This is a genomic window from Coriobacteriia bacterium, from assembly GCA_013336165.1.
In the GTDB taxonomy this organism is placed as follows: domain Bacteria; phylum Actinomycetota; class Coriobacteriia; order Anaerosomatales; family JAAXUF01; genus JAAXUF01.
Genome location: JAAXUF010000002.1, coordinates 106,334 through 120,099, shown reverse-complemented (window position 1 = coordinate 120,099; position 13,766 = coordinate 106,334). Strand labels below are relative to the sequence as shown.

Annotated in this window: 14 protein-coding genes; 7 read left to right on the top strand and 7 right to left on the bottom strand. The window is 60.9% G+C overall.

The features are described 5' to 3' along the window. Positions 1-11: 11 nt before the first annotated feature. The 5 genes from HGA39_02200 to HGA39_02180 all read right to left on the bottom strand — a co-directional run bounded on the left by HGA39_02200 (position 12) and on the right by HGA39_02180 (position 4,707). Positions 12-1,232 carry an ABC transporter permease gene (locus HGA39_02200; protein NTW28161.1) on the bottom strand — a complete coding sequence of 407 codons (1,221 nt, stop codon included), beginning with the start codon at positions 1,230-1,232 and terminating at the stop codon, positions 12-14. Then, positions 1,232-2,113, bottom strand: coding sequence for an ABC transporter ATP-binding protein (locus tag HGA39_02195; GenBank protein ID NTW28160.1), 882 nt, complete (start codon positions 2,111-2,113; stop codon positions 1,232-1,234). Before HGA39_02195 ends, HGA39_02200 begins: the two co-directional genes overlap by 1 nt. 44 nt (positions 2,114-2,157) lie before the next feature. Beyond that, positions 2,158-2,361: an Arc family DNA binding domain-containing protein gene (locus HGA39_02190; protein ID NTW28159.1), complete on the bottom strand. Its 204-nt coding sequence runs from the start codon at positions 2,359-2,361 to the stop codon at positions 2,158-2,160. A gap of 22 nt (positions 2,362-2,383) precedes the next feature. Further along, positions 2,384-3,406 carry an SPFH domain-containing protein gene (locus tag HGA39_02185; protein NTW28158.1) on the bottom strand — a complete coding sequence of 341 codons (1,023 nt, stop codon included), beginning with the start codon at positions 3,404-3,406 and terminating at the stop codon, positions 2,384-2,386. A 143-nt stretch (positions 3,407-3,549) separates the two neighbouring features. Then, positions 3,550-4,707: an acyltransferase family protein gene (locus HGA39_02180; GenBank protein NTW28157.1), complete on the bottom strand. Its 1,158-nt coding sequence runs from the start codon at positions 4,705-4,707 to the stop codon at positions 3,550-3,552. 192 nt (positions 4,708-4,899) lie between these two features. Here HGA39_02180 and HGA39_02175 point away from each other — a divergent pair, with 192 nt between their 5' ends. The 5 genes from HGA39_02175 (at position 4,900) to HGA39_02155 (ending at position 9,292) form a co-directional block, all read left to right on the top strand. Beyond that, the gene (locus HGA39_02175) at positions 4,900-5,628 is read left to right on the top strand and encodes a response regulator transcription factor (protein NTW28156.1); all 729 of its coding nucleotides are present in this window, start codon (positions 4,900-4,902) and stop codon (positions 5,626-5,628) included. After that, positions 5,625-6,740 (top strand): HAMP domain-containing histidine kinase, encoded by a 1,116-nt coding sequence (locus HGA39_02170; protein ID NTW28155.1) that lies wholly within the window; start codon positions 5,625-5,627, stop codon positions 6,738-6,740. The genes HGA39_02175 and HGA39_02170 overlap by 4 nt, the downstream gene beginning before the upstream one ends. A gap of 71 nt (positions 6,741-6,811) precedes the next feature. Beyond that, entirely contained in the window at positions 6,812-7,729 is a 918-nt protein-coding gene (locus tag HGA39_02165; GenBank protein ID NTW28154.1) for an ABC transporter ATP-binding protein, read from the top strand. Then, positions 7,726-8,544, top strand: coding sequence for an ABC transporter permease subunit (locus tag HGA39_02160; GenBank protein ID NTW28153.1), 819 nt, complete (start codon positions 7,726-7,728; stop codon positions 8,542-8,544). The genes HGA39_02165 and HGA39_02160 overlap by 4 nt, the downstream gene beginning before the upstream one ends. Positions 8,545-8,560: 16 nt before the next feature. After that, positions 8,561-9,292 (top strand): ABC transporter permease subunit, encoded by a 732-nt coding sequence (locus HGA39_02155; protein ID NTW28152.1) that lies wholly within the window; start codon positions 8,561-8,563, stop codon positions 9,290-9,292. Here HGA39_02155 and HGA39_02150 read toward each other — a convergent pair. Both HGA39_02150 and HGA39_02145 read right to left on the bottom strand, forming a co-directional pair. Beyond that, positions 9,282-10,214 carry a 4Fe-4S binding protein gene (locus HGA39_02150; protein NTW28151.1) on the bottom strand — a complete coding sequence of 311 codons (933 nt, stop codon included), beginning with the start codon at positions 10,212-10,214 and terminating at the stop codon, positions 9,282-9,284. The two genes, HGA39_02155 and HGA39_02150, sit on opposite strands and share 11 nt — an antisense overlap. Before the next feature lie 113 nt (positions 10,215-10,327). Next, positions 10,328-11,245 carry a LysR family transcriptional regulator gene (locus HGA39_02145; protein ID NTW28150.1) on the bottom strand — a complete coding sequence of 306 codons (918 nt, stop codon included), beginning with the start codon at positions 11,243-11,245 and terminating at the stop codon, positions 10,328-10,330. 227 nt (positions 11,246-11,472) lie between these two features. Here HGA39_02145 and HGA39_02140 point away from each other — a divergent pair, with 227 nt between their 5' ends. Beyond that, complete coding sequence (locus HGA39_02140) at positions 11,473-11,934, top strand: hypothetical protein (protein NTW28149.1); 462 nt, start codon at positions 11,473-11,475, stop codon at positions 11,932-11,934. A 102-nt stretch (positions 11,935-12,036) separates the two neighbouring features. After that, positions 12,037-13,713 carry an FAD-dependent oxidoreductase gene (locus tag HGA39_02135; protein ID NTW28148.1) on the top strand — a complete coding sequence of 559 codons (1,677 nt, stop codon included), beginning with the start codon at positions 12,037-12,039 and terminating at the stop codon, positions 13,711-13,713. The last annotated feature ends 53 nt before the right edge of the window (positions 13,714-13,766 follow it).

Genomic DNA, 13,766 nt, shown 5'->3' with positions numbered 1-13,766 from the left:
TGCCGACGCCGCTATTTCTGCTTGTCGAACACGGTCATGAGGGAGATCTTCTTCGAGTATTCGATCGATCCGTACCGGAAGAGCCGCACGGCGATGCGAAGAGTGATGATGCTCAGGCCGAACAGTTCGACAATGACGATGATCGCCTCAATGGGACTCAGGGATCCAAACCCGTTGCGAAGCATCGCGGTCACCGCTGCCGAGTAGGGGAAGAACGTGAACACTTGCACAATGAGCGCATGCGGATCTGAAACCACGAGACTGATGGCGTAGAAAGGAACGAAGATCAATATCATCAGGACACCGAAGACCTGGCCAGCATCCTTGGCCGTGGGCATGATCGCGCCAACCGCGACCAGCGTAGTGGTGAAGAGAGCGAATCCGCCGCAGAGGAGCAAGGCGCCGACAATCATTGGGCCGGGGTCGAGAAGCAAGTGAGACAAGTCGAAATCAGGCAGGCTCAGTTGGGTTCTGAAGAACGCGTACCCAATGATCACCGGCAGAGCAAACACCAGTATCTGCACCAGTCCGACGATGAACAGGGAAATGACCTTGCCGACGACCAGCGTGGTCGGATCCATGGTGGTCAGGATCATCTCGGTGACCCTGTTCTCCTTCTCCTCGAGCAGGCTGGTTAGCATCTGGTTGCCCAGCAGTACGATGACGATGTAGAAGATCACGAGGAATGCCAGCGGTGGGATGACCTCGTTGATCCCGCCGGATTCTCGGCCGGCCTCATAGGTGGTTGAGGTGACAGGGAAGGTGCCCTGGGCGAGAGCAGTCAGCGTCTGGTCGCCAATCTTCGTTTGGGCGCTCGCCACAAGGAGCTGGGTCGCAACGGCTGCGTACTTGCCGTTCTCGAAGATTCCGCTGTCTGCTCCGTAGACCTTGGTCGGCTGTTTCGCTGGGTCAGACGGGTAGGCGAAGTACGCGCCCAACTTCCCTGACCTCACGTCTGCGATCGCTTGGGCGTCGTCGGTCACCACGCTGCCGCCGAAGGCGATCGCAATGTCCGGGTCCACGTATCCGGAGGCGTCAGTGTAGGCGAAGGTGAACTTGGCGTTCTTCTGCGAATTCACTTGGTCCGTGGTAGTCGTGTTCGACAGCACCACAAGCGCTATCACGACGCCGAGAAGGATCGGCACGATCAGGGCCGTGATCCAGAAACGCCTCTTTGTCAGAGTCCGTGTCACCTCGAACGAGACGACGGTACTCAAGTTGTGCCGTGCCATCAGTTCTGTCCCCCGAGTTCACTCTGATTCCCGTAGACCTTCACGAAAATGTCGTCCAATGACAACTTGCTGGTCAGGAAACTTCGCACCAAGACACCTGCTTCGACCAACTCCCGGAGAATCTGTGCCTCGTCGACCTGCTCGGCGATGGCGAGTTCGGCATAGTTGTTCTCTCGCAATGTCACCGCATAGTGCGCCGAAGCGGGAATGTCGCCGGAGTACTTGAGCCGAATAATAGTCCCACCGTACTGGTTCTGTACCTCGGGGATGGTTCCGTATGCTTCTGCCTCACCGTTCTTGAGCAGGACCACTCGGTCGCACAACCGTTCGACCTCTTCCATCTGGTGTGTCACCATCAGCACGGTGGCGCCGGCGTTCTTCTGCTCTTCGATGATGTCCATCAGGAGCCGCCGGTTCACAGGATCGAAGCCCTTGGTCGGCTCATCTAGGATGAGCAGTTCCGGATCGTTCATGATCGTCACACCCAGTTGCACTTTCTGTTGTTGCCCGCTGGAGAGCTTGTCAACCCGAAGCTTCGCCTTGTCTCCCAGTGCGACTCGCTCCAGGTAGTCGAGCGACCATGACGCCGCCGCCCGCTTGCTCAACCCTTTGAGTCTGCCGAAGTAGGTCATCACATCGATGACCGACTCTCTCTTGTAAAGGCCACGCTCCTCGGGCAGGTAGCCCAATCTCCCGCCATCTTCCGGCCGGAATGTGCGCCCGTTGATATGAAGGGTACCCGCCGTGGGCTGATAGATTCCCAGCAGCGCACGAATCGTTGTCGTCTTCCCCGAGCCGTTTGACCCCAAGAACCCGAACGTCTCTCCACGGTTGATATCGAAGGACAGGTCCCGGATGACCGTGTTTCCGCCGAAATCCATCCGGAGATTCCGAATATGGACGAGCGGTTCGGTGGATGCTGTTTTCATGATTCCAAACCTTCGCTGGTTGGGACCGACCCTTCCGCCATGCCCCCTGCCGCCGAGCGGCCCCGACGCCTGCGGATCGCGTCTCGCAGCAGATACTCGATCTGTGCGTTCACGCTCCGCAGGTCGTCAGCAGCCCACTTCTCGACCTCGGCCCATACATCGGGGTCGATTCTCAGCAGGTATTGTTTGCGTGCCGCCATTTGTAGGGCCCCATGACCGTTTCTACTGGTACAGCGTGCCGGCGTTGACGACGGGGTGTACTTCGGCCTCGCCGCACAGCACGACCATGAGGTTGCTGACCATGGCGGCCTTGCGCTCGTCGTCGAGGCTGACGACGTTCTTCTCGGCGAGCTCGGTTAGCGCCATCTCGACCATGCTCACGGCGCCATGGACGATCTTGCGGCGGGCTGCGATGACGGCTTCAGCCTGCTGGCGGCGCAGCATCGCTTGGGCGATCTCGGGAGCGTAGGCGAGGTGCGTCAGGCGCGCATCGTCGATGACGACACCGGCTTTGGCCAGCCGTACGGCGAGTTCGGCCTGGAGCGCCTCGGAGACCTCCTCGATGTTACTGCGCAGCGTGATCTCGGCGGGGCCGGCGTCGTCTTCCTCGCCGTGATCGTAGGCGTAGGCAGTGGCGACGTGACGCAGCGCGGTCTCACTCTGGGTGGACACGTAGGTCTCGTAGTTGTCGACGTCGAACATGGCCTGCGCGGTGTCGTTGACGCGCCACACCACGACGGCAGCGATCTCGACCGGGTTGCCGCCCTTGTCGTTGACCTTGAGCTTTTCGCCGTTGAGCGTGCGGGCACGCAGGGAGATCTTGTTCCGTGCGGCCTTGGGCTTGGGTGCTGTGCTGCCGTCGCTGCCGTCGGCTTTCTTCAGCGTGAAGCCGGTCGCGCTCGCCGCGATCTGCATCCCCTCGGCGGAGGCACCGTTCGCATAGAAGGGGTTGCCCCAGTGGAAGCCGTCATCACGCACGGTGCCCCGGTACTTGCCGAATAGGATCAGGACGCGTGCCTCGTTGGGCTGGAGCGTGAAGAAGCCGGGCATGATGAAGAAGCTCGCCATGAACACGAGCATTCCGGTGATGAACATCCACCAGATTGGCGGAGCGTCGCTGCCGCCCGCCGTAACACCGATGACGATACCTGCAATGAACAACGCAGGACCCCCGAGCAGCATGACGATCACCACAGGAAGCATGATCCAACCGCTCATTACCTTGGCCGTTCTCTCCTTGCTCATCTTCTGCTGCTACCTCCGGTTAGCGTCGGACGCGTTCGCGCCTCGACGACTGGGTGAGATATTAAGATGATATCACTTTGTAGCAAAAAGCAAACAGGTAATTCGAGACTTGCAGAAGGGGAACTGCACCGCCGGGGGGGGGCTTACTCGGCGTCTCGAAGCTGTCGGCTGGTTGCCTCGGCGGCCTTCGACTTCATGCCGAACAGCCAGCGAAGCCCGTCGAACCGGCGCACCACCTCATACAGGGCGAAGGTGAGGGCGGTTGCGGGCACGATGATCAGGAGGAACTGCGTGATCCAGCCCAGCGGCATCATGACCACGAAGTAGGCGATAACCACGATCAGCGTCTGATGCAGGATGAACAGCGTGTAGCTGCTTTCCGATAGGTAGTCGAGTACGGGACCGGTCTTGTCGAGGTACCTCGCGCCGAGCCCGACAGCGCCCAGCAGCAGCAGCCACATTGCGGCGCCTCGGACGAAGTAGTAGCCCGTTCGCAGGATCGAGGGGTCGGTCCAGTAGATGTGCCAGGTGTAGAGGACCAGTGCGGCCACCGAGAACAGTAGGCCCATCAAGGTCGCCAGAACCGCGTAGCGCTTGGTGTCTCGGATGAAGGCTTCGTCCGACATGCCGATGTAGCCGGCAACCATCAGCAGCAAGAGAAGGGCGACGTCTTGCTCGAAGAGCTGCGGGATAGGCTGCACGATAAGCAGTGCGCCGGCGCCCACCCACCACCACGTGGGTTGTGCGAGGCGCTTGGCGATTTCGCGCGCGATTCTCTCCCCACCGTGCCCGGGGCGCATCCACATGAACAGAGGGAGTGCGATGCTCACGAAGACAAACAGGAACAGCAGAAACCACATCTGTCCGGGTCCGAAACCGCCTGCATAATCGGCGCCTGGCGTCAGGCTGAAGCGGAAGAAGCGTCCGCTGGTGAGGTACTCCCAGAACGTGCCGCGGAATCCGGCGTTCGTGCGGGCCCCGAAGTAGTTCAACGGTGGCACAAGCACGAGCACACCAAATGCAAACGGAATCAAAAGCCTTCTGGCGTGCTCGCGGAAGAACGTCCCGGGCGAGTACTTGCGCAAGGACAAGTATGACGACATTCCCGCGAGCAGAAAGAACAGCGGAACCAGCCACATGCCCAGCCAGCCGACAACAGCCCAAGTCAGGAACTCCGAGGAGTACGCGCTCTTGGCGTAGTACTGCTCGAACAGGTCGAATACGCGTGCAGTGTGCAGCGGAACGAGGAGCACCACGACGATGGCCCTGAGAACGTCAATATAATGTAGTCGGCGAGCCATGCTCTTGCGCGATCTCCCTCTCGGCAGTACGGGATGAGGAGAGTGTAGCGCAGGTGGACGCGCGACACAGGAGTCACTGTCGGGGAGTTACCAAACGGGGGGGGGGTGCTTCCTGAACTTCGGCTGAACACTGCGCCAGCCGGAGTGTGGTAACGCGTACAATCAGTGCGATTCCGACAATGAAAGCGGCGAATGGCTGAACGTATCCTCATCATCGATGACGAGCAGGCGATTCTCGATCTGTTGCGCCTCGTATTGGAGCGCGAGGGGTTCGACGATGTGATACTTACCTCAAACATCGCCGAAGCGCTCGCTGCGGTCGAAGCAAGCTCACCGGCGCTTATCGTGCTTGACGTCATGCTTCCTGACGGCGATGGCTATATGCTGGCCGGTCAAATTCGGCGTACCTGTTCTGCGCCAATCCTGTTTCTCTCCGCACGCGGCTCCGATATCGACATACTCACCGGTTTCGGAGTTGGCGGGGATGACTACGTCACGAAACCTTTCAACCCCCTCGAGGTCGTAGCGCGCATCAAGGCCCTTCTACGCCGCTCGTCCGGAAACGGGGTCGACGCATCCGAGCAACCGGTGGCCGAGGTGTTCGACTGGGACGGCTTTCGCCTGCTGGAAGCGGAGTGTCGGCTTGAAGTGGCCGGGCGCGACCTGCCGATACCAGCGCGGGAGTTTCAACTGCTCGCATTCCTGTGCCGCAACCCGGGTCGGGTCTTCTCGAAGCGCCAACTCTATCGGCAGGTCTGGGGCGAGGAGGCTCTCGGCGAGTCGGACGACAATACGGTGCAGGTCCACATTCACCGCCTGCGCGAGAAGATCGAGCCCGAGCCGGCTCGTCCACGCTACCTACTGACGGCGCGCGGACTCGGCTACAAGCTTGTGCGTTGTGAGAGCGTGATTCAGCCATGAGACTCGAAGGGCGCATGGTCGGCCACTATCTTGGTCGCGTGATACAGCTGACAGTCTTGCTCGGCTTCCTGTTCGTGTTCGGGGGGATCGCTGCGGTCATCGCGCTCAACGCCCTGGCCGCGGGCGGCAGTGGAACCGGGTTCTTGGCAGGCGGGCTACTGATGCTCGGAGCCGCCGCGACGTTCGGTTCTGTGTGGATGTTCGGGCGCAGCTTGGCTCGGCCTGTGACGCACATGATGACCTGGCTGAACGCGTTGGCTACCGGCGACTATGCCGAGCCGCTCGGCCCGGACGGGCGTCCGGCGAGCCGCATGTACGACGGCAAGGCCAGGAAGAAGTCCTTCGCCATCTACCGCGAGGTGTTCGATTCTCTCGATGTGCTCACTTTCGAACTACGCCGCACCGAAGATGAGCGGCGGCGACTGGAGGCGGGCCGCGAGGAGTGGATCTCGGGAGTGACGCATGACCTGCGCACGCCGCTCACCTCGATACAGGGCTATGCCAGCGTGCTTGCGAGCGACTATGAGTTCGAGCCCGACGAGGTTAGGCGTCAGGCCGCAATCGTGGCAGGCCAAGCGGGTCACATGGCCGAGATGATCAACGATCTCAACCTCACTTTCCGCTTGCGTGCGGACGCCCTGCCTCTGAGACGGCAGCAGACAGACCTCATCGAACTCGTGCGCGACGTGGCGGTCGACCTTGCGAACGATCCGCGCTCGACGGGCCGCGAGATCGCGTTCGAGGAACCGCCCGGAACTGGCCGCATCGACGCCGATGTGGATCCCGCGTGGTTCCGCCGTGCGCTCGCTAACCTGCTGGCGAACGCGGTCGTCCACAATGCCGAGGGCACCGCCGTCCGCGTCTCCGTCAGGCGAGAGGGCGCGGGCGCCGTCGTCTGTATTGCCGACGACGGTGCGGGCATGGACGCGGCCACGCTCGGCCGACTCTTCGACCGCTACTACCGCGGCACCGCGACTCAGTCCGCCGTCGAGGGTACTGGGCTGGGCATGGCGATCGCTCGGCAAATCGTTGAGGCTCACGGCGGCAGCGTCGCGGTATCGAGCGCTATCGGCCAAGGGACTCAGGTCTGTGTGCGCCTGCCCCTGAGTTAAGCGCGAGTTCAGGTTCCGTTTCCATTATCTTCAAACGTCATTGCGATAATGAGATTCGGAGGTGATGCGGCGTGCAGAACTACGTCGTCGAAACGAGTGGACTGACAAAGCGCTACAAGGACAAGAACGTTGTCGACCGGATCGACCTGCGTGTGGAGCAGGGGCAGATCTACGGGTTTCTCGGCCTGAATGGGGCGGGCAAGACCACGACCATCCGTATGCTGATGGGGCTGATCCGTCCCAGTGCGGGACAGGCCCGTCTCTTTGGAAGGCCGATTCCGGCAGATCGGCTGCAGGTCATGCGTCGTGTGGGCGCTCTCGTCGAGAGTCCCAGCTATTATGCCCATCTGAGCGGGTGGGACAATCTCAAGATCGTCGCGATCCTGCTTGACGCGCCGGAGCGCCGGATTGCTGAGGTGCTTGATATCGTGAGGCTGACCGGGGACGCCAAGCGGAAGGTGGGCGACTATTCACTCGGCATGAAGCAGCGCTTGGGGATCGCGGCGGCGCTGGTCGGCTCGCCCGACCTGTTGGTGCTCGACGAACCGACCAACGGCCTCGACCCGGCAGGCATCCATGAGGTGCGCGATCTGATTCGCCGCATGCCGCGCGAACACGGGATCACGGTCGTGGTATCGAGCCACCTTCTTGCCGAGGTGGACCAGATGGCGACCGCAGTCGGCGTCATTCATGCCGGAAGGCTGATCTTCCAGGGGCCGATCGGGGATCTGCGTGCCCGAAGCCGCGGGCATGTTTCCGTACAGGTCGATCGGCTGGAAGAGGCGGTTGCGATAGCCGAGGAAAGCCAGCTCGGTGGCGTCATGGCCGAGGGGGAGAGGTTGCGTTTCGACTCGACGGCGCCTGCGGATGCCGCACGGCTGGTGCGCGCGCTCGTCGATCGCGATATCGCGGTTTACCGTGTGGAGGAGCAGCAACTTACTCTCGAGGACATCTTCCTCGAGTTGACTGCAGAAGCGAGTCCGACATGAAGGCCGATGCAGGCGCAGGGTTCGAAAGCGCCGCGGCCTGCGGGACTTCATTCCGCGCTCTGGTCGCAGCGGATTGGTGCAAGATGCGACGCACGTGGTTGTTGCCGCTCACGGTGATGGGGCCGCTCGGCGTCACCCTGATGGGAGTGATCCTCTTCGCGATGAGGGGCGAGTACATGCTGGTGCCGTTTCGGGCCGGGAGTGATTCCGGGTGGCAGGTCGTGATCGGCCAGCTCGGCATGATCCAAGTCTTCGCGATGGGGCTCGGGGCCACGCTCGTGGCTTCGATGATCGTTGATATCGAACATCGTTCGGACACATGGAAGTCACTGTTCGCGATGCCGGTGAGGCGGGCGAGCGCCTATGCGGCGAAGTTCGCGTGGGCCGCCGCGTTATTGGCTGTCTCGTCGGTGCTGATGTCGTGCGGGTATGCACTGCTTATGCTCTGGCAGGGCCTCGGGCCGTTGCCGTGGGCCGATCTCGGCAAGGCGGCTCTGCTGCCGTGGATCGGAGTGCTCCCGCTTCTGGCGTTTCAGCTTCTGTTGTCGACGGCGATGAAGAATCAGGCGCTGCCGATCGCGCTTGGCGTTGTGACGCCGATGTTTGGGATGGGGATGTCGAACTTACCGGCGTGGCTGCTTTGGCGGTTGCCGACGGAGGCAATGACTTTTGTGGCACGGGGCGATGTCTCGGGGTCACAAGGCGCATCGCTTTCATGGCTGACGCCGGAGGTACTCCCGTTGGTGAGCACCGCATGGGTCGTCGGACTGGTCATTATCGGCTGCGTCCTTCTGGCACGACGTGAGATTCGGTAAAGAGAGGAATCCGGCAATGCTTCGAGTTCTGAGAGTCGAGCTGCTGAAAATGCAGTGGCTGCTTGTCGGCAGCTTGGTTGTAGCAGGGCCTTGCTTGGCGGTGCTTATGAGTGGGGATTCGGCGTCCGGGGCCGAACCGTGGGCGCGGGCCTATCTCTCAAGCGTCTTACAGTACGCATGGCTGTTCTATCCGCTTCTTGCCGGCGTCTTCGCGGCGCTGCTGTGTCGGACCGAGCATGCCGGTGGAGGCTGGAAGCAGATGCTTTCGCTCCCGGTGTCGCGCACAAGTGTCTACTTCGCTAAGTACGTCATGCTCGCGGGTCTTCTGGCGCTCACCAACCTAGTATTCGGGGCGGCGTTTGTGGCCGCAGGGACGCTTGCGCACTTCGAGGGGGGAGTGCCATGGGAGATGCTCGGGCGCTCGCTGCTTGCGGGATGGATCGCCGTACTCCCGCTGGCGGCAATACAGCTGTGGGTCTCGAGCCGATGGAAGAGTTTCGGCGCGGCGCTCGCGCTGAACGTGTGCTTCACCCTCCCGAGCATCTTTGCTGCTCAGTCGCACGAGTTTGCGCCATGGTACCCGTGGGCTCAGCCCATGCTCGCGATGATGCCGGGGCGGGCCGACATCGCTGCCGGAAATGTCTTCAACGTCGCACCGGAGACGCTATGGGTCGTCATTGTAGGCGGGCTGATGTTCGCGCTTCTCGGCGGGCTTGTGACCTTTGCGCGCGCGGACCTCAAGAGCTGACGGGGACTCCTCCGGCCGCTGGCCGATCAATCCGGGCGAACCGACGCCGTACGCCGTGGCGCTTCGCGATCGCCGGGTGGCCGAAGATCACCATGATGCCGGGCTGGATCCGGTCGGGCAGGCCCCAGCGCTTTCGGATCGCTTTGCTGTAGGTGGCAGGGTACGCGGCGAAGCCGAGCATGCAGCTTCCCAGGCCGAGCGACTCGGCGGCGATGACCGAGTAGGTCGCCGCGATATACGGGTCAGCAGGGTCGCAGGCGCCGCAGCCGTAGAACATCATCGCGAGAGGGGCGTCGTAGAAGAACCAGTCGACGCCCTTCTCGGCGTAGTCCCGGTAGTAGTCGACGGCGGGGAGGACGAAGTCGCGCGTCAGCTCGTAGTCGGTGCGGCGCATGAACGGACGCATGAGTGGCAGCGTGGGCCCGAGCCAGCGGCGGGCCTTCACCATCCAGCCGAGCGAATCCTTCGCAAACGCAGCCACCCGCTCGCGGCCTTCGAGCACGAGCACTCCCACGTCTGACGGTGGGATCCCCATCGGCGCGGCCGAAGCTGCTTTGAGGATCGCATCGACGAGCTCGGGGGCGATCTCGTCGGCGGTGAAGGTGCGGGTGCTGCGGCGGCTTTCGAGGAGCGCGAGAAGTCCCGGGTAGCCGGCGCGCGCGTCGCGAGGCGGAAGAGCGAAGACGTCGGTGGGAGTGAGGTCGCGGCCCTCGACCGAGATCGCGCCCGTCGGGCAGACGGCGACGCACGCCCCGCAGCCGATGCAGCCGAAGACGCGCGACTGGTCGACGGTGACGCGCCCGCCCTCAAGTTCAAGCGGCTTGCCGAAGCACACTCGCACGCAAGCGCCGCACCCGGTGCACGTGGCCTCATCGACGGTGACGCCTGCGACTCCGCTCGCGCGACTCGTACGGATGCTCATGCGAATTCCTCCCCGAAAAAGCCCAGCGTATCCGCGTCGAGTGTACCTCTACAGGTCGCCTCACTGAAGCCTACGGCGAGACGACTGTTGCATTCAAGGCAAAGGACCCCCGCCTACTTGACGTCTAGTTTTGCCGCCACTGCCGCAAGATGTTCAAGGAAGTGCGGCAGAGCAGGGTTGGGACAGTCAGCAAGATAGAATGCCCGATACTCCAGTTGGGCGTCCTCGTCCTCAATGGCGATGACGCTGAGTTCTGAGCGAACGGACTCCGGAATACTGGAAAGAGTGAGCGAGGTCCAAGGAAGAATTGAGTTGCCCAATTCAAGGAAGAACTCTTGGCAACTTGCGAGATTGTGCATCTCGAAGCTCGGCGCGAATCCGCGAGCACTACACAACTCCTCAATGCGCCAGCGAAAATCGAGACTGGATAGGTTTGGACGGGAAAGAAGCGCTTCGTCCTCAAGCTCCGAGATAAACACGCTGCTTCGACCCGCCAGCTTGTGATGTTTGTTCACGATGATGGCGAGGCGGTCGTCGAACAGCGGCAGAGATAGAAACTCAGGAGTCCTCAATTCGCGAGAAGCGATGCACAGAAGCGCGTCCACCGCTCGATTCGACAGCGAGTCAATGTGGCGTACCGAATCATCGGACCAGATCCTGGTCTGAATTTCGGCATGCGCTTCTTTGAGACCGCTGACCGCGCCTGATACCAACTCCAGCAGGAAGGGTCGGTCAACCCTTGCTCCTATCGTGAGATGGGACGGGCCGCTCTTGGACAAGGCCTTCAGTTTGCGTCTTGTTGCGTTGTATCGACTGACGATGGCGCTTGCGTCTTCTAGAAAGATCGTCCCGGCGTGCGTAAGGCGGAGATTCTTTCCTGTGCGTTCGACAAGCTCTGTGCCGATTTCCGACTCGAGCGCCGAAATCTGTTTACTGAGTGCTGATTGAGTTATGTGGAGATCAGCTGCGGCCTCAGTGAAGCTCATACGGGTCGAGAACGCGACGTAGTGGGCCAAGAGCGACATGTCCATTGTTTGACCTTTCGTATTCGCGGCAGAAAACGAATCGCGTTACAGAATCGCATTCCTCAACATGTATAGCCATTCCAGTTGAGAAATCACACATTCTTTCGAGGCCGAGCACTATGCACAGGCAGAATTTCTCTATGCATTGTGCCGGAGCTAGTATCGAGCCAAGTGCAGTGTCTGAGTACAAGAAACAGAATGCTTCTCCAACACCAATGTGGGGAGGTGATTAGATGAAGATGAAGACGAAATACGTGATCGTGGTGATGGTGCTGGCTGTTGTCCTGACTGCACTTGCGGCGGGCGGATGCAGTTCGAAGTCGACCAACGACGATTCGTCGAACCAGGCTACAACGACACCCAGTTCGCAGGACATCGCTGCGACCGATTGTCTCAAGTGCCACGGCCCCTTCTCAAAGGTCCAGGCAGCATCAGCGGGCTATGTGGCCGCCGATGGAACAGCAGTGAACCCACATCGGACCATTGACCCTGCCAACGGGGCCACAATGCACTCTCCCTCGGCCACAGCTCAGCCGATGGAATGCCTGGGTTGCCACTCGACGCATGCTCAGCCGCCCGCGTCCGCCGCCGCAGTACCCCGGCCTAAGACCTTGGACGCATGTTTCAAATGCCACCACATGATGAGTTTCTCTCCCTGCATCGGGTGCCATGCTTCCGCGACCGGAGGTGACTAGTTGGAGTCGGCGAATACTCAGGCTCAAGGAGGGGCCGGAGTCGATCGGATAGTCGGGATCAGATACGCCCACGAAGGACTAATCGTTCGAAGGAGAATTGGAATGTCTGCTGAGAAGAAGATGAATCGGCGCGAGTTCATCATAGGCGCTGCCGTGGCAGGAGCGGGACTTACGGCCGCCGGAGCCATTGCTGGTTGCTCCAAGGCCGCAACCCCGACGCCGGGATTGCCGGCCAAGTGGGACTATGAGACGGATGTCGTCGTTGTGGGATTTGGGGCTGCCGGCGGTGCTGCTGCAATTGAGGCGGCCGACGCGGGCGCAAAAGTCATCGTCCTTGAGAAGACAAATACGCCGGGGGGCAGTTCGTGTCTGTGCGCCGGCATCCTATATGCGGCTGGGACTACGCTTCAGAAGGCGGCGGGGATCACGGACACACCTGACGAGATGTACAAATATCTGATGTCCATGGGAAACGGGATGAACGTGCCTGAACTGACTCGGATTCAGGCAGACAATTCGGCACCGGCCTTTGAGTGGCTCGTTAAACTGGGTGCTCAGTTCTACTCAGGAGTGAATCTCTATGGTGGAATCCCTGCGATCCAGCCGTTGGCGGATGATAAGACCAGTTGGGGGCTCTACTACTCCGGTGCAGAACCGGAAATGGCAAAAGTGACGCCGCCCAAGCCGCGCGGGCATATCGTCAAGCCGGTTCAACCCACGTGGACCTATCCTCCCAAGAATCCGTCTGCTCCGACGCCGGTAGGGCCAACCAGAGGGACAGGATTCTTCAAGCCGCTGTGGGAAGGCGTCAAGTCGCGAGGACTTCAGGTCCTTGTGCAGACTAGAGCGACGGAACTTGTTGTGGATCCCACCACGAAGCAAGTCGTTGGAGTCAAGGCGACGCAGCCTGCCACGTCTCTAGCCTCAACGGACGCGTCGGGCACTGTCGACTACGCCAACGGCAAGACGGTCTACATCAAGGCCAAGCGCGGCGTAGTCTTGTCGGCAGGCGGGCATTCGCAGAACAAAGACTTCAACAAGATCTACTGCCAAGAGGGAATCTATCCGACCAACTACACGGCCTCTGACACGGGCGACGGCATCATTATGGGCATGAAGATCGGCGCCGGAACGATAAACCTGGACCAGACACTTCTGAGCGTGAGCGTTCTTGCAGGAGCAATCATGGTCGATCCAGGTGGCAGACGATTCGTCGATGAGACCTTCTATGCCATCAAAGCTGAAGGCTGGAAGGGTGCGTCCGGACGCTCTTCAAACTGGCTTGCATGGGAGATCGGTGACAAGCTGATCAAGGGAACGTCCACAGCCACAGTCGTGGAAGCCCCGACCATCAAGGAACTGGCTGTGAAGATCGGTTGCGACCCGACTGTCTTGGATCAGACCGTCAACTTTTACAACCAGAGTGTTGCCGGTGGAGTCGATCTGGAATTCGGCAAGACCCGGATCACACGTGCCGGAGACGTAGCGACCAAGAAGCTAGTGCCGATTTCGACACCTCCCTTCTATGCCATCAAGAAGGACCACGCCTCTACGGCATCTTCGCAAGGCATAACCATCGGTGGTTTGCGAATCAATACGAAAGCTCAGGTAGTGTCGATAACCGGCACGGACACCATTCCTAGGCTTTATGCAGCCGGCATCAACGGCGGCGGCATCATGGGCGACTGCTACACGGGAAGCGGCAGTGCCATCGGACAAGATCTCGTTTGGGGCCGGATTGCCGGCAAGAATGCCGCCGGCGAAGCGCCGCTGACGTAGACAGCGCGCGGCTGACGGCCGATGTATGCAGAGGAGGGAGAGCCCCAGCCGGG

Coding starts and splice junctions, on each gene's coding strand:
- HGA39_02200 (NTW28161.1), bottom strand. CDS start 1,232: ATGGCACGGCACAACTTGAGTACCGTCGTCTCGTTCGAGGTGACACGG.
- HGA39_02195 (NTW28160.1), bottom strand. CDS start 2,113: ATGGATTTCGGCGGAAACACGGTCATCCGGGACCTGTCCTTCGATATC.
- HGA39_02190 (NTW28159.1), bottom strand. CDS start 2,361: ATGGCGGCACGCAAACAATACCTGCTGAGAATCGACCCCGATGTATGG.
- HGA39_02185 (NTW28158.1), bottom strand. CDS start 3,406: ATGAGCAAGGAGAGAACGGCCAAGGTAATGAGCGGTTGGATCATGCTT.
- HGA39_02180 (NTW28157.1), bottom strand. CDS start 4,707: ATGGCTCGCCGACTACATTATATTGACGTTCTCAGGGCCATCGTCGTG.
- HGA39_02175 (NTW28156.1), top strand. CDS start 4,900: ATGGCTGAACGTATCCTCATCATCGATGACGAGCAGGCGATTCTCGAT.
- HGA39_02170 (NTW28155.1), top strand. CDS start 5,625: ATGAGACTCGAAGGGCGCATGGTCGGCCACTATCTTGGTCGCGTGATA.
- HGA39_02160 (NTW28153.1), top strand. CDS start 7,726: ATGAAGGCCGATGCAGGCGCAGGGTTCGAAAGCGCCGCGGCCTGCGGG.
- HGA39_02155 (NTW28152.1), top strand. CDS start 8,561: ATGCTTCGAGTTCTGAGAGTCGAGCTGCTGAAAATGCAGTGGCTGCTT.
- HGA39_02150 (NTW28151.1), bottom strand. CDS start 10,214: ATGAGCATCCGTACGAGTCGCGCGAGCGGAGTCGCAGGCGTCACCGTC.
- HGA39_02145 (NTW28150.1), bottom strand. CDS start 11,245: ATGGACATGTCGCTCTTGGCCCACTACGTCGCGTTCTCGACCCGTATG.
- HGA39_02140 (NTW28149.1), top strand. CDS start 11,473: ATGAAGATGAAGACGAAATACGTGATCGTGGTGATGGTGCTGGCTGTT.
- HGA39_02135 (NTW28148.1), top strand. CDS start 12,037: ATGTCTGCTGAGAAGAAGATGAATCGGCGCGAGTTCATCATAGGCGCT.